Genomic DNA, 21,395 nt, shown 5'->3' with positions numbered 1-21,395 from the left:
CATTGCATGCGACGAGGGTTCCGCCCCTCGTCAAGTCACCTAGTCAACTCAGTTACCGGCGCTCTCCATGCGACGCGTGGCGAGCACCCGTTCCAGCCAGCCGATTTCCATTTCCGGTACGGATTTCAACAGCAGATCGGTGTAATCGTCAAAGGGCGGCGACAGCGCCGTCGATTTCGGGCCGAACCGCACCAGCTTGCCGCGATGCATCACCGCCACGCTGTCGGCGATCGCCCGGACGATCGCGATATCGTGGGTGATGAAGACATAGGACAACTGCTCTTCTTCCTGCAGGCGCAGGAGCAGCTTGAGGATACCGTCCGCCACCAGCGGATCGAGCGCCGAGGTCGGCTCGTCGCAGAGGATGAGTTCGGGCTTGGCGGCCAGCGCTCTGGCGATCGCCACGCGTTGCTTCTGGCCGCCGGAGAGTTCGGCGGGGTAGCGATCGACGAAGCCCTTGCCCATTTCGATCTGGTCGAGCAGTTCCTTGACCCGGGCGGTCTTCTCGGCACCTCTGAGGCCATAATAGAAGGTCAGCGGCCGGCCGATGATGTCGCGGACCGTCTGCCGCGGGTTCATCGCCGTATCGGCCATCTGGTAGATCAGCTGGATGCGCCTCAGGTCGTCGTTCGGCCGGCTCTTGAGGCCTGGCATCAGCGGTTTGCCGTCAAAGACGATGCGTCCGCTGCTCGGCGGCAACAGGCCGGTGATGACGCGCGCCAGGGTCGACTTGCCCGAGCCGGACTCGCCGACGACCGCGAGTGTCTGGCCCTTCGGCACGTGCAGCGAGACATCGTGCAGCACCTTGAAGCCGTTGGAATATTCGGCGCTGACATTTTCCACCTTAAGGAGTGCCGTGGACTGATCGGCGGCTTCCTCGCGATAGGCCTGTCTGACATTGACGAGGGCGCGCGTATAATCCTCCCGCGGTGCCTCGATGATCTGCTCGACGCTGCCATATTCCACTTGCTTGCCATAGCGCAGAACCATGATGTCGTCCGAGATCTGGGCGACGACGGCGAGATCGTGGGTGATGTAGAGGGCGGCGGTATGCGTTTCCTCGATCGCATGCTTGATCGCCGCCAGCACGTCGATCTGCGTGGTGACGTCGAGCGCCGTGGTCGGCTCGTCGAAGACGATCAGTTCGGGGTTGGAGCAGAGCGCCATCGCCGTCATCGCCCGCTGCAACTGGCCGCCGGAGACCTGATGGGGAAAGCGCTCGCCGAAGGTTTGGGGATTGGGCAGGCCGAGAACCCCGAACAGATAAAGCGCACGCTTGCGCGCCTCGTCCTTCGTCATCAAACCATGCTTGACAGAGGCTTCGATCACCTGATCGCCGAGTCGATGGGCGGGATTGAAGGCAGCGGCCGCAGACTGCGCCACATAGCAGACCCGCGCGCCGCGGATTTGACGGATGCCGTTCTTGCCGAGCGCCAGGATATTGGCACCGTCGAGCAAGACCTCGCCGCCGGTGATTTCGGCTCCACCCCGGCCATAGGCGAGTGCGGAAAGGCCGATCGTCGACTTGCCGGCGCCCGATTCCCCGATGAGGCCGAGAACCTTGCCCTTTTGCAGATCGAAGGAAACGCCGTCGACGATCGTCACCCGCCTGGGCGGTTCGCCCGGCGGGTAGCTGGTTGCTTCGATCTTCAGATTGCGAACGGAAAGAAGCTCAGGCATCGCCGCGCCCTCCCTTGAGGCTGGATGTGCGTTTCAGGAGCCAGTCGACGACGAGGTTGACACAGACGGCAAGCACGGCGATCGCCGTGCCCGGCACCAATGCTGCCGATATGCCGAAGATGATGCCGTCCTTGTTGTCCTTGACCATGCCGCCCCAATCGGCCGCCGGCGGCTGAATGCCGAGGCCGAGGAAGGAAAGCGTCGAGAGGAACAGGATCGAGAAGGCGAAGCGCAGCCCGAACTCGGCCAGCAGCGGCGACAGCGTGTTTGGCAGGATTTCGCGGAAGATGATCCAGAGCTTGCCTTCGCCGCGCAGCTTGGCCGCCTCGACGAATTCCATCACCGCGACATCGAGCGCCACAGCGCGGCCGAGACGGTAGACGCGGGTGGAATCGAGGATCGCCATGACAAGGATCAGCACGACGATATTTTGCGGCAGGACCGCCAGAACGACCAGCGCGAAGATCAGCGTCGGGATCGACATCATCAGATCGTTGAAGCGGGAAAACACCGTGTCGATGATGCCGCGCGAGACGGCAGCGGTGAAGCTCAGGATAATGCCGAGCGAGAAGGAGATGACGGTGGCGGCGGACGAGACCAGCAGCGTCGTGCGCGCGCCGTAGATCAGGCGCGAGAGGATATCGCGGCCTAGATTGTCGAGGCCGAAGATATATTGATTATCCGGCAGCTGCCAGACGTCGCCGACGACCTGCGTCTCGCCATAGGGGGCGAGCCAGGGTGCAAAGATAGCGAAGATGAAGGCGATGGCGATACCGGCCATGCCGATCCAGGCGGTGATGGGGATGTCTCTCAATCTCATCGCGGATGCCTCAGCCGGGGATTGGCGATAATCGCAAGGATATCGGCCGTCATGTTGAGGAAGATGTAGACGGCCGCGAAGATCAGGCCGCAGGCCTGCACGACGGGCATATCGCGCACGGTGACCGCATCGACCATATATTGCCCCATGCCGGGATAGACGAAGACCACTTCGACAACGACGACGCCGACCACGAGATAGGCAAGGTTCAGCGCGATGACATTGATGATCGGGGCGAGCGCATTGGGAGCGGCGTGCTTGACGATCGCGCGGAAGGCGCTGAGGCCCTTCAGCTCTGCCGTCTCCATATAGGCCGACGACATGACGGAGAGGATCGCCGCCCGCGTCATGCGCATCATGTGCGCAAGCACGACGAGCACGAGCGTCGCCGTCGGCAGCGCGATCGCCTTCAACCGCTCGCCGAAACCCATGCTGTCATAGACCGTCGCCGGGAAGGTCGCCATGCCAAGGTTCACCGCGAAGAAGAGGATCAGCAGGTAGCCGATGAAGAATTCCGGCAGCGAGATCGCCGCAAGCGAGATCACGTTGATGATCTTATCCGGTAGCCGATTGCGGAAATGCACCGACAGCATGCCAAGGCCGACGGCGAGCGGCACCGAGATCACCGCTGCGAAACCCGCCAGGAAAAGCGAATTGCCAAGGCGTTTGCCGATCTGCTCGCTCACCGAATTCTTGCTGGCCCAGGAGGTGCCGAAGTCTCCCTGGACGGCATTGCCGAGCCACTCGACGTAGCGCGTCGTGACCGGACGGTTCAGCCCGAGATCCTGACGAATATTGGCAACCGCCTGCGGCGTCGCCGACTGGCCGAGATAGGTGGTGGCAAAATCGCCGGGCAGGGCTTCCAGGCCGCCGAAGATCAGGATGGAAACGGCAAAAAGCAGGACGAGACTGAGCACGAAGCGCTCGAGGATGAGGGCCAGCAGCGGAAAACGCTGCCGCAACCCGAGGCCGGGCAAGATGCTGGGGGCAGGATTGGTCATGGCGAGGACCTCGCGCTAAAACGGCGGGAGGACCGCGGGTTTCATCCCACGGTCCCGGCTTCGTTGGAGATCGGAGGGGGCAAACGCCCCTTTATCCTCAGGCGTCCAGCCAGACGCGGGTTGCGACGTAGCCGTTCGACATGTCGTTGCCGATGTCGTGGACATAACCCTTCACCTGCTTGGTGGAGGCGTTCACGAAATCGTTGAACATCGGCAGGATCACCCCGCCCTCGTCGCGCACCATCATCGCCATGGTGCGGTACATGTCCTTGCGCTTGGCTTCGTCCAATTCGGAGCGGGCCTGCAGCAGCAGCTTGTCGAAGTCAGGACGCTTGAACTTGGTGTCGTTCCAATCCGCCGTCGAGAGATAGGCGGTGGAATACATCTGGTCCTGCGTCGGACGGCCACCCCAATAGGAGGTCGAGAAGGGCTGAACGTTCCAGACGTTGGTCCAGTAGCCGTCGCCCGGCTCGCGCTTGACCTCGATCTCGATGCCGGCCTTCTTGCAGCTTTCCTGATAGAGGACGGCCGCGTCGACGGCGCCGGGGAAGGCGACTTCGGAGGTGCGCAGGAGGACCGAGCCGCTATGGCCGGACTTCTTGTAGTGGAAGGCGGCCTTGTCGGGATCGTAAACGCGCTGCTCGATGCCCTCGGGGAACAGCGCATAGGTGCTGTTGATCGGGAAGTCGTTGCCGACCTTGCCGTAGCCGCCGAGGATCTTCTGCACCATGGTCTCGCGGTCCATGGCGTATTTGAGAGCCAGGCGCAGGTCGTTATTATCGAATGGCGCCTTGTCGCAATGCATGATGAAGACGTAGTGCCCACGGCCGGCGGTCGAGAGGATCTCGACATTCGGCGCACGCTTCAGCAGGTTGACGGTCTTCGGGTCGACGCGGTTGATGTAGTGCACCTGACCGGACGAAAGCGCCGCGATGCGGGCAGTGGCATCGTTCATGCCGATGATTTCGATCGAATCGACATAGCCCCGGTCGGTGCGCCAGTCGTCCTTGTTCCTTTCGAAGGTGGCGCGGACGCCGGGCTCGAAGCTCGTCATCTTGTAGGGGCCGGTGCCGATCGAGGCCAGCGGATCGTCGACGCCGCCGTTCGGCTGGATGACCAGGTGGTAGTCCGACAGCAGAAGCGGCATGTCGGCATTGCCTTCGCTGAGCGTCAGCACGAGATTGCCGCCGTCGGCCTTGATCTCCTTGATCGAGCCGAGAACACCGAGCGCACCGGATTCCGACTTTGCGTCGGTGTGGCGCTTCAGCGTCGCAACGACGTCGTCGATCGTCAGTTCCTTGCCATCGTGGAACTTGACGCCCTTGCGGATCTTGAAGGTCCAGGTGACAGCGTCCTTCGAGGGCTCCCAGGATTCGGCAAGCGAGGGCACGGCGGCACCCGTCAGCGGGTCGGACTCGACCAGCATGTCGCCCCAGCAGCGGCCGATACAGAACATGACCTGCGACAGGAACTTTGCCGGATCCTTCGAATCGGTGGCGGCACCTCCTTCGAGGCCGAGCTTCAAGTGGCCACCGCGTTTCGGTTCGGCGGCTTGTGCACTTTCGGTGAAGAGCTTGTCGGCGACGGCAAGTGTGATGCCCGCCGCCATGGCGCGTCCCATGAATTCGCGGCGGCTGAGCCCGCCGGCGGTGACACGGCTTGCGAGATATTTGGTGTAGTCGTTCATTCCCCAGTTCCTTCTTTATGGTGCGTTGACAGAACTTCCGGGCAGATCCGCAGGCGGTTTCCTCTCCACCTCCGTCGCCCGCATCATGCGGGAAAATAGTGCGGTTGCTGCCGCCTGGTCATTTTCCTTTCCAAATGGGGCTTCGCTTCTCGGCGAAGGCCCGCGCGCCTTCCAATTGGTCCTCGCTCGAATAGAGTTTGTCGACCGTCGCAAACTGCCGCTTGGTGACCTTGTTCATGGCAGTCTGGAATGTCGAACCCTCCGCTTCGCGCACGATTTCCTTGATGGCGGCATAGACGAGCGGCGGCCCGCTTTCGAGCAGCCGGGCAAGCTCCCATGCTCTCTCCATCAGTCTGTCGGCCGGCAGGACCTCGTTGACGAAACCCCAGCGATGCGCCTCGTGGACGTCGAGCCAGCGCCCCGTCAAAAGCATGTCCATGGCGATGTGGTAGGGGATGCGCTTCGGCAGCTTGATCGAAGCCGCATCGGCAACCGTGCCCGAGCGGATTTCCGGCAGAGCGAAGGTCGCATGCTCGGCGGCGATGATCAGGTCGGCAGAAAGCGCGATCTCCAGTCCGCCGCCGCAACAGATGCCGTTGACCGCACAAATGACCGGCTTGTTGAGGTCGCGCAGTTCCTGCAGCCCACCGAAGCCGCCGACACCGTAATCCCCGTCGACTGCATCGCCTGATGCCGCCGCCTTGAGATCCCATCCGGCACAGAAAAACTTCTCGCCGGCACCCGAGACGATGGCGACACGCAATGCCGGATCGTCGCGGAAATCCCGGAAGATCAAGCCCAGGGCACGGCTGGTCGAAAGGTCGATGGCGTTCGCCTTCGGCCGGTCGATGACGACTTCGAGGACTCCGCCGTCCTGTCGTGTGCGAATGGGATCGCTCAACCTATGCTACCTCCTCCGCCGTATCAGGGCATCGACTGCGACAACGCCGTCCCCTTCGGGAAGAACCATCAACGGATTAATGTCCAGTTCCTCCAGGCGTGCCGCGTTCATTACGACATAATCTGCCGCTGCTGAGACAGCATCGACGACGGCCTCGAGGTCGCCTTTTGGTCTCCCGCGATAGCCATAGATCAATTTTGCAAGTTTAAGCCGTGAAATCGCCGCGTGAATGTCGGTTTTTGTCGCCGGAAGCGGCAAAAGGATAGAATCTTCAAGCAATTCAACGAAGATTCCGCCCGCTCCAAGCGTAAGTGACAATCCGAAGACGGGGTCGCGGATGGCGCCGACAATGAGCTCGGCAACCGGCGGATTGATCATCTTCTCGACGAGATAACCTGAATTCGGCGGCATGGCCGCCGCCGCATCCGACACTGCCTCACTATTCCTAAGGTTGAGTGCGACAGCGCCGGCCTCGGTCTTGTGGGCAATGCCGAGAGCTTTCAGCACGACGGGGAAACCGAGCCGCTCGGCCTGCTCGGCAGCTTCCCGGGACGAAAAAGCCTGCAGCCCCCGAGGAACAGGGAGGCCGCAGGCAGCAAGTTCCGTCTTTGCATCGGCTTCCGTCAGCGTCTCGATCTCGCCGCCCATGGACGGCACGTCGAGCAGCGGCAAGGGAGGCGGCGCTTTCCAGGCTTGGCCGATGCCGGCGGCGACTTCCGCTGCAATGATGGTTTCGTCGATGCCGCAGAAGGCGACGATGCCATTCGCCATCAGCCGATCTGCGATCGGCTCGGGCATGTTTTCCGGAAGGGTCGCCAGCACGCCGGCCAGCGCACCGGTTGCGGCGGCGGCCGCAATGACCGCATCCGCCGTCATCGCCCATTCGGAGGCATCGCAGCGGTCGCCACGCGGGAAGTCGAGCACGACGAGATTGAGGGCATAGCCGCCTTCGAACATGGCGCCGAAGGCTTCGGTCTGGCGTGCGAGATCGCCCCAGACGAAGGTGTGGTAGTCGAGCGGATTGGAAAGCGTCACCATCTCGCCCAGCACCCGCCGCAGACGCGGTAGCTGTTGCGGCTGCAGCGCCGGGAATTCCACCTTGCGACCGACGGCGGCATCCGCCATCAGCGAGGCTTCGCCCCCCGAGCAGCTCATCGACGAGATCGAATGGCTTGCAAGCGGGCCGGCGACATGCAGCAGCTTCAGGGTTTCGAGCAGTGCCGGCAAGGTCTGGACACGGCCAAGGCCGAGACGGGCCAGTACGGCATCGGCGACGGCATCGCTGCCGGCAAGCGAGGCGGTGTGTGATACGGCCGCACGTTTTGCCTGTTCCGATCTGCCGACCTTCAGCACGACGACCGGCTTCCTCGACCACCGGGCGATGGCGGCCAGGCGTTCGAGAGCAGCGAGATCGCCGAAGCCTTCGACATGAAGGCCGACCGCTGTAACGCGTGGGTCGTCGATCAATGCGCAGGCGACATCGGCAAGCGATGTCTGCGCCTGGTTGCCGGCCGTGACCACATAGGCGATCGGCAGCCCACGGGTCTGCATGGTCAGGTTGATGGCGATATTGGAGGACTGCGTGAGAATCGCGACGCCACGTTCGATGCGCTGCATGCCATGCTGATCGGGCCAGAGCAGCGCGCCGTCCAGACCGTTGATCAGCCCGTAGCAATTCGGCCCGAGGATCGGCATATCGCCCGCTGCCTCCAGCAGGGCCCGCTGCAGCTCGGCGCCATCCTCAAGTTCACCCGTCGCCTCGCTGAAACCCGATGCATAACAGACCGCCCCGCCGGCACCGGCTTCAGAAAGGCTGCGGACGATCTCGACGGTCAGCGTCCTGTTGACGCCGACGAAGGCGGCATCCGGCGCTGACGGCAGATCCGAGACCGAGCGATAGCAGCGCCGTCCGAGCACCTCGTCGAGCTTCGGATGGACAGGCCAGATCTCGCCGGCAAAACCCATACGATCACACTGCTCGATCACCCTGCGCGCCTCGCGGCCACCGAAGACGGCGATCGTTTGCGGTCTGAGCAGGCGGTCGAGCGGGCGAGATGTCATCGGCTCACGCTCCCAAAGGTCTAAGCAGGTCGCGGCTGATGATATGCCGCTGGATTTCGGAGGTGCCATCCCAGATGCGCTCGACGCGCGCATCGCGCCAGAAGCGGGCGAGCGGCAGGTCGTCCATCAGGCCCATGCCGCCGAAGATCTGGATCGCCTCATCGGTGACCCGGGCGAGCATTTCCGAGGAGTAAAGCTTGGCCGAGGCGATCTGCCGGTCTGCAGGCAGCCCGGCATCAAGCCGCCAGGCGGCGGCAAGTGTCAGCCAATCGGCTGCGTCGATCTCGGTGATCATATCGGCGAGCTTGAACGACACCCCCTGATTGGCGCCGATCGGCTTGCCGAACTGCTTGCGCTCGGCGGCATAGGGCAGCGTCATGTCGAAGACGCGCCGTGCCCGGCCGACGCAGGTGGCGGCAACCGTCAGCCGCGTGCCGTAGAGCCATTGATTGGCTATGTCGAAGCCGCGATGCACCTCGCCCAGCACCTGGGCTTCGGGTATCCGGCAATCTTCGAAGCTGAGCGTCGAGTTGTGGTAGCCACGATGCGAAACGGAATCATAGCCCTTGCGGATTTCGAAGCCCGGCGTGCCGCGATCCACCAGGAAGGCGGTGATCTTCTTCTTGATGCCTTTCGGCGTTTCTTCCTCACCCGTCGCGGCAAAGACAATGACGAAATCGGCGACATCGGCATGCGAAATAAAGTGTTTCGTGCCATTGAGGACGAAGTCGCCGCCGTCGCGGCGGGCGGCGCATTTCATCCCGCGCATATCGGAACCGGCGTCCGGTTCGGTGATCGCAAGCGCGTCGATCTTCTCGCCGCGCACGGCGGGCAGGAGGTAGCGCTCTCGCTGCTCGCCCTCGCAGGCCATCAGGATGCCGGAGGGCCGGCCGAAGAAAACCGTCAGCCCGAGGGAACCGCGCCCGAGCTCCCGCTCGACCAGCGTGAAGGTGACGTGATCGAGGCCGGCGCCGCCGACCTCCTCCGGGAAATTGCAGGCGTAGAAGCCGAGATCGATGCATTTGCGCCGGATCTCGTCTCCGAGCTCCGGCGGGACGATGCCTGTGCGCTCGACCTCGTTTTCGTGCGGATAAATTTCGGTCTCGACGAAGGCGCGGACCGTCTCGACGATCATTTCCTGTTCTTCGCTCAATCCGAAATCCATGCCGATCCTCCTACCGTTTCTGGCCGACGTGACGGCCGACGCCTTCAGGCGCGGCCAAATTCGCCTGCGCTTCGGCGATCGCCTTGACCTTGTCGAGAATGACGGCCGGCGCCGGCGTGGCCTTGCCGGCCTTGCTGTCGACATGCAGCAACATGTGCTCGGCGGTGGCAATGGCCTCGCCCGTCGCCGTATCGTGCAACGTATGGAAGACATGCAGCCGCTTGTCGTCGACGGAGAGGACCCGGCAGGTCGAATGGATCGTCTGGCCGAGCTTTGCCTCGCCGAGATGGCGGATGTGGGTTTCCACCGTATAGTAGCTGTGCCCCGCCTCAACATAGGCGACATCGACGCCGATGAGGCGCAGCAGCGCATCCGAGGTATCGCCGAAAACCTGAAGGTAGCGGTGTTCGGTCATATGGCCGTTATAGTCGACCCAGGCAGGGCTGACTTTCGTCTCGACGAGCCTCAGCGGTTTCGACGGGTCGACAGACGCAGTCGTCCCGCCGCCTTGTGCCCAGAGCGATTGCTCGAAGTCCTTCAAGAGCTTGCCGGCGCCCCAGCCCTTGCCGCCATCGCCGCCCTTGAGGGCCTGCAGGATGCCGACGAGGTTTTCGTCACGGATGCGTTCAAGCTCGCGGATCGACACGCCGGCCGCCTGTTCGTCGGATTGCCGGCCGATCTTTTCGATCAGCGCATCGTCGAGATCGACGACATCGGTGAGCTTGGTCCAGGGCCAGGCGAGGCAGGGACCGAACTGGGCGAGGAAGTGGCGCATGCCGGCCTCGCCGCCGGCGATGCGGTAGGTCTGGAACAGGCCCATCTGCGCCCAACGCAGGCCGAAAGAGTAGCGGATGACGTCATCGAGCGTCTCGACGGTGCAGATATCGTCATGGATCAGCCACAGAGCCTCGCGCCACAGAGCTTCGAGCAGCCGGTCGCCGACGAAGGCCTCGATCTCCTTGGCGATGTGGACGCCCTTCATGCCGATCGGCGCCAGTCTTTCCATCGCCGCCTGGATGGTCGCCGCCGAGGTCTTTTCACCGCCGACGATTTCGACGAGCGGCAAGAGATAGACGGGGTTATAGGGATGGGCGACGAAGAGGCGCTCGGGATGCTTCATGTCGCGCTGCAGATCGGACGGCAGCAGGCCCGAAGTGGAAGAGCCGATCAGGGCGTCCGGGCGCGCCGCGGCATCGATCTCGGTCAGGACTCCGCGCTTGAGGTCGAGCCGTTCCGGCACGCTTTCCTGAATCCAGTCGGCGCCAGCGACGGCTTCCGCGAGCGTCGTGCAGAAGGTCAGCCTGCCGCGCGGCGGCAGGGGCGCGCCGGTCAGCATGGCATAGGCTTTTTCGGCGTTGGCGAGCACCTCGCCGACGATGCGGTTCGCCTCCGGATGCGGGTCGAACACATCGACGTCGATGCCGGCCAGCAGGAAACGCGCGATCCATCCGCCGCCGATGACGCCGCCGCCGATACAGGCCGCCTTGTTGATCCGTGTCATGCCGTCCTCAGCGCTTCGTCAGTTTGAGTTTCTTGCGAACGTCTTCCGGACCGATGATCCGGGCACCCATGCCTTCGACCACCTGCACCGCCTTTTCCACGAGCTGCGCATTGGTGGCGAGCTGGCCCTTGCCGACGAAAAGGTTGTCCTCCAGGCCGACGCGCACGTTGCCGCCGGCGAGAACCGCGGCCGCCGGATAGGCCATGGCGTTACGGCCGATCGAAAAGGCTGAGAAGGTCCAACTCTGCGGAACGTTGTTGACCATCGCCATAAAGGTATTGAGATCGTCCGGCGCGCCCCAGGGAATGCCCATGCAGAGCTGGATCAGCACCGGATCTTCGATCAGGCCTTCCTCGGCAAGCTGCTTGGCAAACCAGAGATGGCCGGTGTCGAAGGCTTCAATCTCGGGCCGCACGCCGAGATCGGTCATCTTCTTCGCCATCGCCCGCAGCATGGCCGGCGTGTTGGTCATGACATAGTCGCCGAGGTTGAAGTTCATCGTGCCGCAGTCGAGCGTGCAGATCTCAGGCAGGCATTCGGCGACATGGCTGACGCGCTCGGTGGCGCCGGCCATATCGGTGCCCTTCGGATTGAGGGGAAGGGGGCTTTCGACATCGCCGAAGATCAGGTCCCCGCCCATGCCGGCGGTGAGATTGAGCACGACGTCGATATCGGCCGAGCGGATGCGGTCGGTGACTTCCCTGTAGAGGTCGTTGCGGCGGCTGGCGGCACCCGTGTCCGGATCCCGGACATGGCAGTGGACCACCGCAGCCCCGGCCTTTGCCGCGTCGATGGCGGACTCGGCGATCTGCTTGGGCGTGATCGGCACGTGGCTGGATTTGGAAACCGTATCGCCGGCGCCGGTGACGGCACAGGTGATGAAAACATCGCGGTTCATCGCAAGAGGCATGTTCTTGTTCTCCCTCGTCTTGTCAGCATTACGCGACAGGATGGATGGCGATGCGTTGCACTTTCGGAAGTAATCGATACATTATCGGAACTCGACGGAGGCGACCTTGCTGCAGCGATCGACGGAACGGCTCGACATTGACCTTCTCGTCCTGCCGGACGCGAATTTGATCCTGATCGCCTCGGTCATCGAGCCGCTGCGCGGCGCCAACCGCATTTCCGGCAGCGAGCTCTATCGCTGGCGGCTGCTGACGCCGGATGGAGCACCGGTCCCGACCACCAGCGATATTGCCGTGCCCGCCCAAGGCGCTTTCAAGGCGACGACCGAGGATACGCCGCTTTTCGTGCTTGCCAGCTACAACTGGCGCCGAAGTGCTACGCCGGCGCTGAAGATGCAGCTCTCCCAGGCTGCCCGCTACCGTACGGTGATTGCCGGCATCGAATCCGGCACATGGCTGCTGGCGGAAGCAAGCCTGCTCGACGGACTGCCGGCGACCGTTCATTGGGAGGACTACGAGGATTTTGCGCTGGCCTATCCGCAAGTGCGAGCGGTCAAGGATCGCTTTGTCATCGACGGCAAGCGGCTGACGACCTCAGGTTCGCTTCCGACCGTCGACCTGATGCTGGAGGTGATCCGGCAGCGGCAGGGTTATTCGCTGGCGCTCGAAGTCAGCCGGCTGTTTCGCTACGAGCAGCCGTCCTTCCATGCCGATGAGCCGCTTTCGGCAGCCTCGGCGGGATTGCGCATGCACGATCCCCGCGTGGCGCAGGCAGTAAAGCTCATGGAGGAGCATATCGAGCAGCCTCTGATTCTCACGCGGCTCGCCCGCAGGGTGGGCATCAGCGCCCGGCATCTGCAGGATCTCTTCCAGCAGAACATCGGCGCGCCGCCGCATGTGCATTATCTCGCGCTGCGCCTGAACGCGGCGCGCCGCAAGGTGATCGAGACGACCGCCTCCTTCGCCGACATCGCGGCGGCGACCGGCTTCAACTCGGCCTCGGCATTTGCGAGAAGCTACCGCGCGAGTTTTTCAGAAAGCCCGTCCGAGACCCGGCGCCGTCTGCGCCGCCGCATCACACCGACGTAGGCTGGAAGGCGTCTCGTAACATATCCGCGAGTTCGCGAACTGCCTCACTGGATCGGTAGGGATTGCGCCGGAGCACGACTTTCGAGGAATCGACCGGTGGGAAGCCGTCTTCGGCAGTCAACTCGCGGCAGCCGGGCGGAATGTTGCTGCGACACAGCGTGGTGACGGCAAGGCCCGCGGTCACGGCATTCTTCAGCCCCGAGCCGGTATCGGCGATGAAGGCGATCCGGTAATGGCGGCCGATCTGCTCCAGCGACCGGAGCGCATAATCGCGCGACCAGGTGGAGTTACGATAGGTCGCAATCGGCAGGGGATCGATATCGTGCAGCCGGTGAACCATGGATGTGACCCAGACGGTCGGGTCGATACAGAGGACCTCGCCTTTCGTCTGGTCGCTCCAGTCGAAGACCACGGCCAGATCGAGTTCGTCCCGCTCGAGGGCGGCGAGGTTGCGGACGGTATAGTCACAGGACACCGTGACCTCGACGGCCGGATGGCGTACGGCGAAAGCCGCAAGGGCCGCCGGCAGCACCGTCTGGCTGTATTCCTCGGGAATTCCGATGCGCACCGGCCCATCCAGCGGTTTGCTGCGGATCGTCGCGGCGGCCTCGCTTAGGAGGTCGATGATCCGGCGGGCATAGGGCACTAGTTGTATGCCCTGGCGTGTAAGCAGCACACCGCGGGCGCCGCGCTCGAACAGAGCTTCGCCGATCGTCTGCTCGAGCCTCTTGATCTGGGTGCTGACAGCCGACTGCGTCCGCCCGATGCGCTGGGCAGCCGCGGAGAAATTCGAGGTCTCGGCGACGACAAGAAAGGTCCTCAGCAGGTCGCTCTCAATCGGCTCGTGCATGGGAATAGCCATAGAAAAAATCGATGATAGCTATCTCTACTATTCGTTTGTCTAATGTCAATTCTTGAGGCAGAAAAGAGCCGCGTTCGACTTCCTTCTTTGAGAATATCCGCGTGACCCTTGAAAATCCGGCCAGACACCTCGCAGGCAGCGAGCACGAGAAGGGTGTGCTTCTCATCATTGCCGCGACGCTTGCCTGGAGCGCGAGCGGCGTCTATTCGCGGCTGCTCACCACTGACGTATGGACGGCGATCGCCTGGCGGTCGTTGTTCGGCGGCCTGTTCCTGCTGATCCCCTGCCTTTTCCTCGAGGGGGGTATTTCACGGCAGCAATGGCGTTCCGTCTTCCATCCGTCCGGACTTGCGATGATCGCATGCCAGACCTTCAGTCAGGGATGCTTCATCGGGTCGCTTTACATGACCACCGTCGCCAATGTGACGATGATCTATGCGACCGCGCCCTTCATCGCGGCACTGCTCGGCTGGCTCATCCTCAAGGAGAGGGTCGCCAGGCGGACGCTGATTGCCGGCGGCGTCTCGCTCCTCGGCGTCGCGGTCATCGTCGCCTCGTCGATCGGGGGCGGGACGGGGTGGGGCGATCTGCTGGCGCTCGGCATGACGGCGTCCTTCGCGCTCGTCATCATCATTCCGCGCATCAGTCCGCAGGTGCCGAGCCTGCCGCCGACCGTGGTCAGCGCTTTCCTGACCCTCGTTCTCTTCGCGCCGTTCGGTTCGGTCGGCTCGCTCGACCTGCACAACTGGATCGTCCTTGCCGCCTTCGGCGCGACCAATTTTTCCCTGGCGCTGGTGCTCTTTCTTGCCGGGGCAAAGCGGATGCCGCCGGCGGAGGCGGCGCTGATCGGCACGATGGAAATCGTGCTCACGCCCTTCTGGGTCTGGCTGCTGTTTTCCGAACAGCCGCCCGTCGCCACCTTTTTCGGCGGTGCGATCATCCTCGGCGCCGTGCTCTGGCATACGGCCATCGACGTCAACCGCAGCCGGCGGCCACATCGCGCCTAAGTCTCCCATATCAAATCGTCCCCGACGATCCGAAAAACCGCCGTATTCGCGGGATCAATTATTTCCGCTACGCAGCGAGCCATTGCGACCTTGCCGACTGTCGTCTTTGAGTTGCGCCCATGTCGTTTTCTTGATCGCTGTTTTCCGTCAGTCGTGGTTTGCTTGTGGTGTTCAAAGCGCTATCTCGCAAACTGGCGAAATGGACCTTGGGACACCGGCCTGACGCCGGCGCTGTTCCGCAGCGGTAGAAGAACTGAAATCCTCAAGGAAATCGCCGGATAGAGATCCGGAGAGATATCGAGACGGATCGAAAGGAGATTCTGGAGCCGGAAACCAGCTCTTGGCACAGCAAATCGACGGATTGCGGCGGGCGATCGCGAGCAGAACGACAGGCAAAACCCGGGCGTTCACTTCTCTTCTCCATCCAATCTGTTTTTGCAAAATCCGAATATCGCCCGATGCGGCGGTATCCTGTGTTGTAGACCGGGCTGCAGAGGAGGCAGGCCGGAGGGAAGGTTGCCATCGGCTGCATCGGTTGCAGATCGAGGCATTCAAACAAGTGGGAGGAATCCATGAGCAAGAATAGAGGCGTCGTCTATCTCCGGCCGGGCAAGGTCGAAGTTCGCGACATCGACGACCCGAAGCTGGAAGCGCCCGACGGCCGCCGCATCGAGCACGGTGTGATCCTGAAGGTGATCTCGACCAATATCTGCGGCTCCGACCAGCACATGGTCCGCGGCCGCACGACGGCGATGCCGGGCTTGGTCCTCGGTCATGAAATCACCGGCGAAATCATCGAGAAAGGCATCGACGTCGAGATGCTCGACGTCGGCGATATCGTCTCGGTGCCGTTCAATGTCGCCTGCGGCCGTTGCCGCTGCTGCAAGTCTCAAGACACCGGTGTCTGCCTGACGGTGAACCCGGCCCGCGCCGGCGGTGCTTACGGTTATGTCGACATGGGCGGCTGGATCGGCGGGCAGGCACGCTACGTCACCATTCCCTATGCGGATTTCAACCTGCTGAAAATCCCCGATCGGGACAAGGCGATGGCGAAGATCCGCGATCTCACCATGCTCTCCGACATTCTGCCCACCGGCTTCCATGGCGCCGTGCGGGCAGGCGTCGGTGTCGGCTCGACCGTCTATGTGGCAGGCGCCGGCCCTGTCGGCCTTGCGGCTGCAGCTTCGGCTCGCATTCTCGGCGCTGCTGTCGTGATGATCGGCGATTTCAACAAGGATCGTCTGGCGCATGCGGCCAAGGTCGGCTTCGAGCCGATCGACCTGTCGAAGAGCGACCGTCTTGGCGATATGATCGCGCAGGTCGTCGGCACCAACGAGGTGGACAGCGCCATTGATGCGGTCGGCTTCGAGGCCCGCGGCCACTCGGGCGGCGAACAGCCGGCGATCGTGCTCAACCAGATGATGGAGATTACCCGCGCCGCAGGTTCGATCGGTATTCCCGGCCTCTATGTCACCGAAGACCCGGGCGCCGTCGACAATGCCGCCAAACACGGCAATCTGTCGCTGCGTTTCGGTCTCGGATGGGCCAAGGCGCAGTCGTTCCACACCGGCCAGACCCCGGTGCTCAAATACAATCGCCAGCTCATGCAGGCGATCCTCCATGACCGGCTGCCGATTGCGGATATCGTCAACGCCAAGGTCATCCCGCTCGACGATGCCGCCAGTGGATATGAGAGCTTCGACCAGGGCGCGGCGACGAAATATGTCCTCGATCCGCACGGCGAGGTCGCGAAAGCCGCCTAGCGATTGCGACCGAGGAACTTTACCTGACAGGGATGGCCGGCGGAAAACCGGCCATTCCGCATTTGTCACATGACAATTTGAGTGACGAACTACTGAATGCTGAACGGAAAATATTTTGCGTTGATCATGTCGTAGGTCCCGTCCGCCTTGATGCTCTTCAACGCTTCGTTCAGGCGCGCAAGGCGCTCCTTGTCATCGAGGCGCAGCGCGATCCCGGCACCTTCGCCAAAATAGGTGATATCGACCAGATCCGGCCCCTTGAACTCGCAGCAGCTTCCCGCCTTCGTGTTCGCAATCCAGTCGTAGATGGCGAGTTTATCCTCGAGAATAATGTCCACGCTCCCATCCGCCAGGCCTTTGTATAATTCCGGCGAAGACCGAAACACCGTCTTTTTCATGTCCGGATAAAGATGGTTGGCATAGGATTCCTGCGCCGTCGACGACGTCACGCCAAGAATTTTGTCGCTGAGAGCGGCGGGGCTGACATCGCTGATTGCGGAATCCTTCCGGGCAATAAATACCGACGGACTGTTGTAGTATTTTTCAGTGAAGGCAACCTTTTGACGCCGCTCAAGGCTCATCGACATGGATGAGATGATCGAGTCGTATTTCCCGGCAACGAGATTGGGAATGATGTCGTCCCACTTCTCGATGATGAATTCGCATTCGAACTTGCCGACCTCGCAGAGGGCATTGGCTATATCGATGTCGAAGCCTTGCAGCTTGTTATTCGCATCGAGATAATTGAAGGGCGGAAATGCACCTTCGACGGCAATTCTCATCGGCATGCGATCTTGCGCAGCCACCTCGAGCGGCGAGATCGCCAGAAAGACACCCACCGCGCCCGTCATCAGCGCGCCGCGCACGATAGTCTGAATGGATATGCGCATCGTCGGGAGCTCCTTGGGGCGTATCGATCTCGCCCATAGTGCGCCGCAGCTTTTAATTCTACGTGAACGCTTCTTTGTTAGCCTCGGCCAATGCGCCCGTGTCGTGGTGTTCAGGGGTCCAGGCTTGCACATCGTTCTTCCTTCCAGCTCCAACACGTTTCAGCAGTCCTGGATTGCTTCGGGGAGAATTCTGTTTCTGATTGCCGTCAGCGGGCTTGGAGCGATCGGACTGGTCGTGCTGTCGGCACTGTGGGCGGGAACCGAGAGCGATGCTGCCGCCCTTGATCGACAGCGCCACCTTGTCAATGCCCGCTTGCGCGAACAGGTCGATCAAGTCGCGCATGTCATCGGCCAGTTCGGCAACGGCTATCTCACCCGTGTTTATCCCGCCGCCCGTTCGGCCGGAGGTTCCTCCAGCCTCGACGCGGTTCTGACGGCGGCGGCCGGGAGTGCGATCAGCCAGACCGCAATGTCCGCCTTCGGCTACGATCAGGCCTTCGTCGTCGACGAGAAGGCGCAGTTGCTCATGCTGGCGGACGCCCAAACGGAAAAGCGTTATCGCTGGATGAAGCCTCTGTTTTTGCCGCTGCTTCAGGATGCCCGCCTTGGGTTGAGACAAGGCACGGTTTCCAACGAGAGAACACCGTCCTCAATGGAAAGCCGCCTTGCAAGCACTGGCAGCTCCAACCCAGCGCTCGCCAATCTGATGCGGCTGGAAGGTCGGCCGACGATCGTCGGCGTGGTCGCCATCAACGAACCCGATGAGGGGCAACGGCAGACGATGCGGCAATTCCTGATCGTCGTGCGGTTTATCGACGGTGCGGCGCTGGACGAATTGAGCCGGCAACAGGGCCTCAACGGCGCGCGCTTCGCGCGCACGGCCGACGCAGACGAAAACGAAGTTGCCTTCCAGATCGACGCCACGGCAAACGGCGAGCCGATCGGCTTCATCGTGTGGCGGCCCGATCTTCCGGGTTCGAGGGTGATCGGCCGGTTGATGCCGGCGCTTTCGATTGCCGCCCTGGTGATCGCGATCCTGTTCTCGGTCCTGCTGGTGCGCCTGCGAAGCAGTCTCGGCGAGTTGAAGAAAAGCGAGCTGCACGCAAGGCAGCTCGCCTTGCATGATGTGCTGACCAACCTTCCCAATCGCGCCTTGTTCGCGATGCGGTTTGAGGAGTGCCTGGCCGAGACGCAGAATTCGACCGAGCGCTCGGCGGTCGCACTTCTCGACCTCGACCGCTTCAAGGCCGTGAACGACACGTTCGGCCATGCCGCCGGCGATGAACTCATCAGGATGGCTGCGGAACGGATTCGCGCCCTGCTTCGTCCGGGCGACACGCTTGCCCGGCTCGGAGGGGACGAGTTCGCCCTGCTTCTGCGTGATATCAAGGATGATGATCAGGTTTTGCCGGCAATATGCGACGCGATCGTTGCCGAACTCGGCAAGCCCTTCCCGCTTTTGCGGGGCGAGGCCGTCGCACGGGTCGGCGGCTCGATCGGCGTGACCGTCGTACCGGACGCCGGACGGAATGCCGATGACATCATGCGCTACGCCGATGTCGCGCTATACGAGGCAAAGATGGGCGGGAGAGGCCAGTGGCGCATCTATTCCCCATCCATGGACGGCGGCAGGAATGCGCGCGACATTCTCAAGAACGAATTGCGGGACGTTCTGGCCAAAAGTGCGGCCTCCTCCGCGGACGGTTCACCATCCGAACCGCTTGCGAACAGGCCGGACTACGGATCGCTCGAGGTCTACTACCAGACGGTACATCGTGCAGAGCCGGGATATACGGCGTCTGGCGCGGAGGCTCTGGTGCGCTGGCGTCACAGTCAGCGCGGATTGTTGACGCCTGCGAGCTTCATCCCAGTCGCCGAGGAAGGCGGCCTCATCGACGCTCTCGGTTTCTGGGTATTGCGCGAAGCCTGCAGGGCTGCCCGCAAATGGCCGGAAGGCACATTTGTTGCGGTCAACGTGTCTCCCGCCCAGTTGAGAAGGCCGAATTTTGCCGAGGAAGTCTTCGCCGTGCTGCAGGAGAGCGGCCTGCCGCCGTCCCAGCTCGAGTTGGAGCTCACCGAGTCCTCGCTCATCGAGGATAATTCGGATGTCTATACCGTGCTGAGGTCGCTGCGCAGCCGAGGTGTTCAGATTTCGCTGGATGATTTCGGAACCGGCTTTTCCTGCCTCAGCCATCTGGTGCGTTTCGATATCGACCGTATCAAGATCGACCGATCCTTCGTCTCGCAACTCGGGACAAAAGCCAACGGAGCGGCCATCATCGGCGCCATCGTCGCGCTCAGCCGCAACCTCGGGATCTCGACGACGGCGGAAGGCGTCGAAACCGAATATCAACGCGACTTTCTGGCCGCCCTCGGCTGCACCGATCTCCAAGGCTATTTCTTCTCCAAACCGGTTCCTGTTGGCGACCTCGATTGTTTTCGCAAAGCCGCGAGCGCCGTCGCCTGAGAGGCTTTTGATCTTCCGCCAGGAACTTTCGCCGGGCACGGCGGTTGACGCCCGAAGACCGGATGGAGGATCTGATGGGCGAGGTCGGGGAGTGGCGGCACCTTTGCGTCGACATGCAGCGGATGTTTGCCGAGGACACGCCGTGGCACGTTCCCTGGATGGTGCGGATCTCTCCGCAGATCGAAGAACTGGCCGGGCGGCATCCGTCCCGAACGATCTTCACCCGCTTCCTGCCACCCGAGCGCGCCGACGACATGCCGGGGAAATGGCGAGATTATTACCGCAAATGGTGGATGATGACGGGCGAACATCTTCCCCGCGGCTTCATCGATCTGGCCTCGTCGCTGGCAGCACTGGTTCCGCCGGCAAGGCACTTCGACAAACGCACCTATTCCCCTTGGATCGACGGCCGCCTGCATCCGATCCTTCAATCGGAGCGGGTCGACACGCTTGTCATAACAGGCGGTGAAACCGATGTCTGCGTGCTGGCCACGACGCTCGGTGCAATCGATCTCGCCTATCGCGTCATCGTGCTGAAGGATGCCGTCTGCAGCGGCGCCGACGATACGCATGATGCGTCACTGGAACTTCTGCACGATCGATTTTCCGTGCAGCTCGAACTCATGGAGACCGAAGAATTTTTGAGGGTCTTTACGTAGGGCGCTCTGCGGTTGCCCGGCGATGCTGCTCGCCGGGCTTGATGTCTTGGAGGAATCAGCCGTTCACTTCGGCGTCACGTCGAAGCCGAACCACTTTTCCGACAGCGTCTTGATCGTGCCGTCGGCCTTTGCCGCGGCAATCGCGTCGTTGAACATCGCCTTCAGCTTGGTGTCGTCCTTGCGCAGGCCGACGGAGCTGCCGCGGCCGAGGAAACCACCCTGGAAGCGCGGACCGGCCGTCGTCATGTCTTCATTGCCCGGCTTCTGCGAAGCGGTGATGAGATAGGCCATGGATGCCATCACCAGATCGACGCGGCCGGCCTTGAGGTCGAGGTCGTGCTCCTCGGTCGTCTTGTATTCGCGCACCTCAAGCACACCCTTGAGATATTTATCGACGAAGGCGGCGCCGGTGGAGGCGGTCTGCACGCCGATCGTCTTGCCCTGCAGCATCGGCTTGATCTTGTCGATCTCGGCGATCGCCCCGGCTTCGTTGCTGCCAAGCGAAAAGACCTCGCCCTTTTCCGGCAGGTTGACGAGGTCGCTTTCCCTGGAGGTTGCGAAGGCCTGGCCGGTGGAGCCGTAGGAATCGCTGAAGGCGATCACTTCCTCGCGCTTGGCCGTTGCCGACATGCCGGAGATGATGGCATCGAACTTGCCGGCATTGAGCGCCGGGATCATGCCGTCGAAGTTCTGCACGACGATCTTGCACTCGACCTTCATATGGTCGCAAAGATATTTCGTCAGCTCGATCTCGTAGCCGTCCAGCGTGCCATCCGGCTTGGTGAAGTTGTAGGGCTTGAAGGCGCCTTCGGTGGCGATCGTCACCGTCTTCCAGGTCTTGTCTTCCGCATGCGCCGTGCCTGACAGGGCCAGTACCGCGGTAGCCGACAGGGCGGTCAGAACCCGTGAAATGAATGTCATGTTTTGTTCCCCT

At 62.3% G+C, this 21,395-nt stretch carries 17 protein-coding genes; 5 read left to right on the top strand and 12 right to left on the bottom strand.

The genetic code is table 11. The features are described from left to right. Positions 1-48: 48 nt before the first annotated feature. The 9 genes from FHT69_RS16300 to FHT69_RS16260 form a co-directional block, all read right to left on the bottom strand. Positions 49-1,680: an ABC transporter ATP-binding protein gene (locus FHT69_RS16300; protein WP_097595550.1), complete on the bottom strand. Its 1,632-nt coding sequence runs from the start codon at positions 1,678-1,680 to the stop codon at positions 49-51. Continuing rightward, on the bottom strand, positions 1,673-2,500 hold the full coding sequence (locus FHT69_RS16295; RefSeq protein ID WP_047612159.1) for an ABC transporter permease: 828 nt from the start codon (positions 2,498-2,500) through the stop codon (positions 1,673-1,675). The genes FHT69_RS16300 and FHT69_RS16295 overlap by 8 nt, the downstream gene beginning before the upstream one ends. Beyond that, on the bottom strand, positions 2,497-3,501 hold the full coding sequence (locus FHT69_RS16290) for an ABC transporter permease (RefSeq protein WP_063475782.1): 1,005 nt from the start codon (positions 3,499-3,501) through the stop codon (positions 2,497-2,499). Before FHT69_RS16290 ends, FHT69_RS16295 begins: the two co-directional genes overlap by 4 nt. 97 nt (positions 3,502-3,598) lie before the next feature. Further along, entirely contained in the window at positions 3,599-5,188 is a 1,590-nt protein-coding gene (locus FHT69_RS16285) for an ABC transporter substrate-binding protein (RefSeq protein ID WP_047612155.1), read from the bottom strand. Between the two features lie 118 nt (positions 5,189-5,306). Next, positions 5,307-6,089 (bottom strand): carnitinyl-CoA dehydratase, encoded by a 783-nt coding sequence (locus FHT69_RS16280; protein WP_097595551.1) that lies wholly within the window; start codon positions 6,087-6,089, stop codon positions 5,307-5,309. Between the two features lie 6 nt (positions 6,090-6,095). Next, the gene (locus tag FHT69_RS16275) at positions 6,096-8,150 is read right to left on the bottom strand and encodes an acetate--CoA ligase family protein (RefSeq protein ID WP_127429889.1); all 2,055 of its coding nucleotides are present in this window, start codon (positions 8,148-8,150) and stop codon (positions 6,096-6,098) included. Between the two features lie 4 nt (positions 8,151-8,154). Next, positions 8,155-9,315: an acyl-CoA dehydrogenase family protein gene (locus FHT69_RS16270; protein WP_063475779.1), complete on the bottom strand. Its 1,161-nt coding sequence runs from the start codon at positions 9,313-9,315 to the stop codon at positions 8,155-8,157. Positions 9,316-9,325: 10 nt separating this feature from the next. Then, positions 9,326-10,816 (bottom strand): carnitine 3-dehydrogenase, encoded by a 1,491-nt coding sequence (locus tag FHT69_RS16265; protein WP_127429888.1) that lies wholly within the window; start codon positions 10,814-10,816, stop codon positions 9,326-9,328. 7 nt (positions 10,817-10,823) lie between these two features. Continuing rightward, entirely contained in the window at positions 10,824-11,726 is a 903-nt protein-coding gene (locus tag FHT69_RS16260; protein ID WP_063475777.1) for a 3-keto-5-aminohexanoate cleavage protein, read from the bottom strand. 76 nt (positions 11,727-11,802) lie between these two features. Here FHT69_RS16260 and FHT69_RS16255 point away from each other — a divergent pair, with 76 nt between their 5' ends. Continuing rightward, complete coding sequence (locus tag FHT69_RS16255) at positions 11,803-12,813, top strand: GlxA family transcriptional regulator (RefSeq protein WP_244604761.1); 1,011 nt, start codon at positions 11,803-11,805, stop codon at positions 12,811-12,813. Here FHT69_RS16255 and FHT69_RS16250 read toward each other — a convergent pair. Next, positions 12,800-13,663 (bottom strand): LysR substrate-binding domain-containing protein, encoded by an 864-nt coding sequence (locus FHT69_RS16250; RefSeq protein WP_097542547.1) that lies wholly within the window; start codon positions 13,661-13,663, stop codon positions 12,800-12,802. The genes FHT69_RS16255 and FHT69_RS16250 overlap by 14 nt on opposite strands. Positions 13,664-13,776: 113 nt before the next feature. Here FHT69_RS16250 and FHT69_RS16245 point away from each other — a divergent pair, with 113 nt between their 5' ends. Both FHT69_RS16245 and fdhA read left to right on the top strand, forming a co-directional pair. Further along, positions 13,777-14,682, top strand: a complete 906-nt coding sequence (locus FHT69_RS16245; RefSeq protein ID WP_127429887.1) for a DMT family transporter — start codon at positions 13,777-13,779, stop codon at positions 14,680-14,682. Positions 14,683-15,254: 572 nt separating this feature from the next. Beyond that, positions 15,255-16,445 (top strand): formaldehyde dehydrogenase, glutathione-independent, encoded by a 1,191-nt coding sequence (gene fdhA, locus FHT69_RS16240; RefSeq protein ID WP_028757431.1) that lies wholly within the window; start codon positions 15,255-15,257, stop codon positions 16,443-16,445. A gap of 89 nt (positions 16,446-16,534) precedes the next feature. Here fdhA and FHT69_RS16235 read toward each other — a convergent pair whose 3' ends face one another. Further along, the gene (locus FHT69_RS16235) at positions 16,535-17,335 is read right to left on the bottom strand and encodes a transporter substrate-binding domain-containing protein (protein ID WP_047612136.1); all 801 of its coding nucleotides are present in this window, start codon (positions 17,333-17,335) and stop codon (positions 16,535-16,537) included. A gap of 103 nt (positions 17,336-17,438) precedes the next feature. Here FHT69_RS16235 and FHT69_RS16230 point away from each other — a divergent pair, with 103 nt between their 5' ends. Both FHT69_RS16230 and FHT69_RS16225 read left to right on the top strand, forming a co-directional pair. After that, complete coding sequence (locus tag FHT69_RS16230) at positions 17,439-19,802, top strand: putative bifunctional diguanylate cyclase/phosphodiesterase (protein WP_127429886.1); 2,364 nt, start codon at positions 17,439-17,441, stop codon at positions 19,800-19,802. A 74-nt stretch (positions 19,803-19,876) separates the two neighbouring features. Next, a complete protein-coding gene (locus FHT69_RS16225) occupies positions 19,877-20,461 on the top strand; it encodes a cysteine hydrolase family protein (protein WP_127429885.1) in 585 nt (194 codons plus the stop codon). Positions 20,462-20,524: 63 nt separating this feature from the next. Here FHT69_RS16225 and FHT69_RS16220 read toward each other — a convergent pair whose 3' ends face one another. Then, positions 20,525-21,382: a transporter substrate-binding domain-containing protein gene (locus FHT69_RS16220; protein ID WP_127429884.1), complete on the bottom strand. Its 858-nt coding sequence runs from the start codon at positions 21,380-21,382 to the stop codon at positions 20,525-20,527. Positions 21,383-21,395: the final 13 nt, after the last annotated feature.

It is taken from the genome of Rhizobium sp. BK008, assembly GCF_014197345.1.
Lineage (GTDB): Bacteria > Pseudomonadota > Alphaproteobacteria > Rhizobiales > Rhizobiaceae > Rhizobium > Rhizobium anhuiense.
This window is presented reverse-complemented; position numbering and strand designations above follow the sequence as displayed.

Coding starts and splice junctions, on each gene's coding strand:
- FHT69_RS16225 (WP_127429885.1), top strand. CDS start 19,877: ATGGGCGAGGTCGGGGAGTGGCGGCACCTTTGCGTCGACATGCAGCGG.
- FHT69_RS16275 (WP_127429889.1), bottom strand. CDS start 8,150: ATGACATCTCGCCCGCTCGACCGCCTGCTCAGACCGCAAACGATCGCC.
- FHT69_RS16295 (WP_047612159.1), bottom strand. CDS start 2,500: ATGAGATTGAGAGACATCCCCATCACCGCCTGGATCGGCATGGCCGGT.
- FHT69_RS16235 (WP_047612136.1), bottom strand. CDS start 17,335: ATGCGCATATCCATTCAGACTATCGTGCGCGGCGCGCTGATGACGGGC.
- FHT69_RS16300 (WP_097595550.1), bottom strand. CDS start 1,680: ATGCCTGAGCTTCTTTCCGTTCGCAATCTGAAGATCGAAGCAACCAGC.
- fdhA (WP_028757431.1), top strand. CDS start 15,255: ATGAGCAAGAATAGAGGCGTCGTCTATCTCCGGCCGGGCAAGGTCGAA.
- FHT69_RS16270 (WP_063475779.1), bottom strand. CDS start 9,315: ATGGATTTCGGATTGAGCGAAGAACAGGAAATGATCGTCGAGACGGTC.
- FHT69_RS16250 (WP_097542547.1), bottom strand. CDS start 13,663: ATGCACGAGCCGATTGAGAGCGACCTGCTGAGGACCTTTCTTGTCGTC.
- FHT69_RS16220 (WP_127429884.1), bottom strand. CDS start 21,382: ATGACATTCATTTCACGGGTTCTGACCGCCCTGTCGGCTACCGCGGTA.
- FHT69_RS16260 (WP_063475777.1), bottom strand. CDS start 11,726: ATGCCTCTTGCGATGAACCGCGATGTTTTCATCACCTGTGCCGTCACC.
- FHT69_RS16290 (WP_063475782.1), bottom strand. CDS start 3,501: ATGACCAATCCTGCCCCCAGCATCTTGCCCGGCCTCGGGTTGCGGCAG.
- FHT69_RS16265 (WP_127429888.1), bottom strand. CDS start 10,816: ATGACACGGATCAACAAGGCGGCCTGTATCGGCGGCGGCGTCATCGGC.
- FHT69_RS16285 (WP_047612155.1), bottom strand. CDS start 5,188: ATGAACGACTACACCAAATATCTCGCAAGCCGTGTCACCGCCGGCGGG.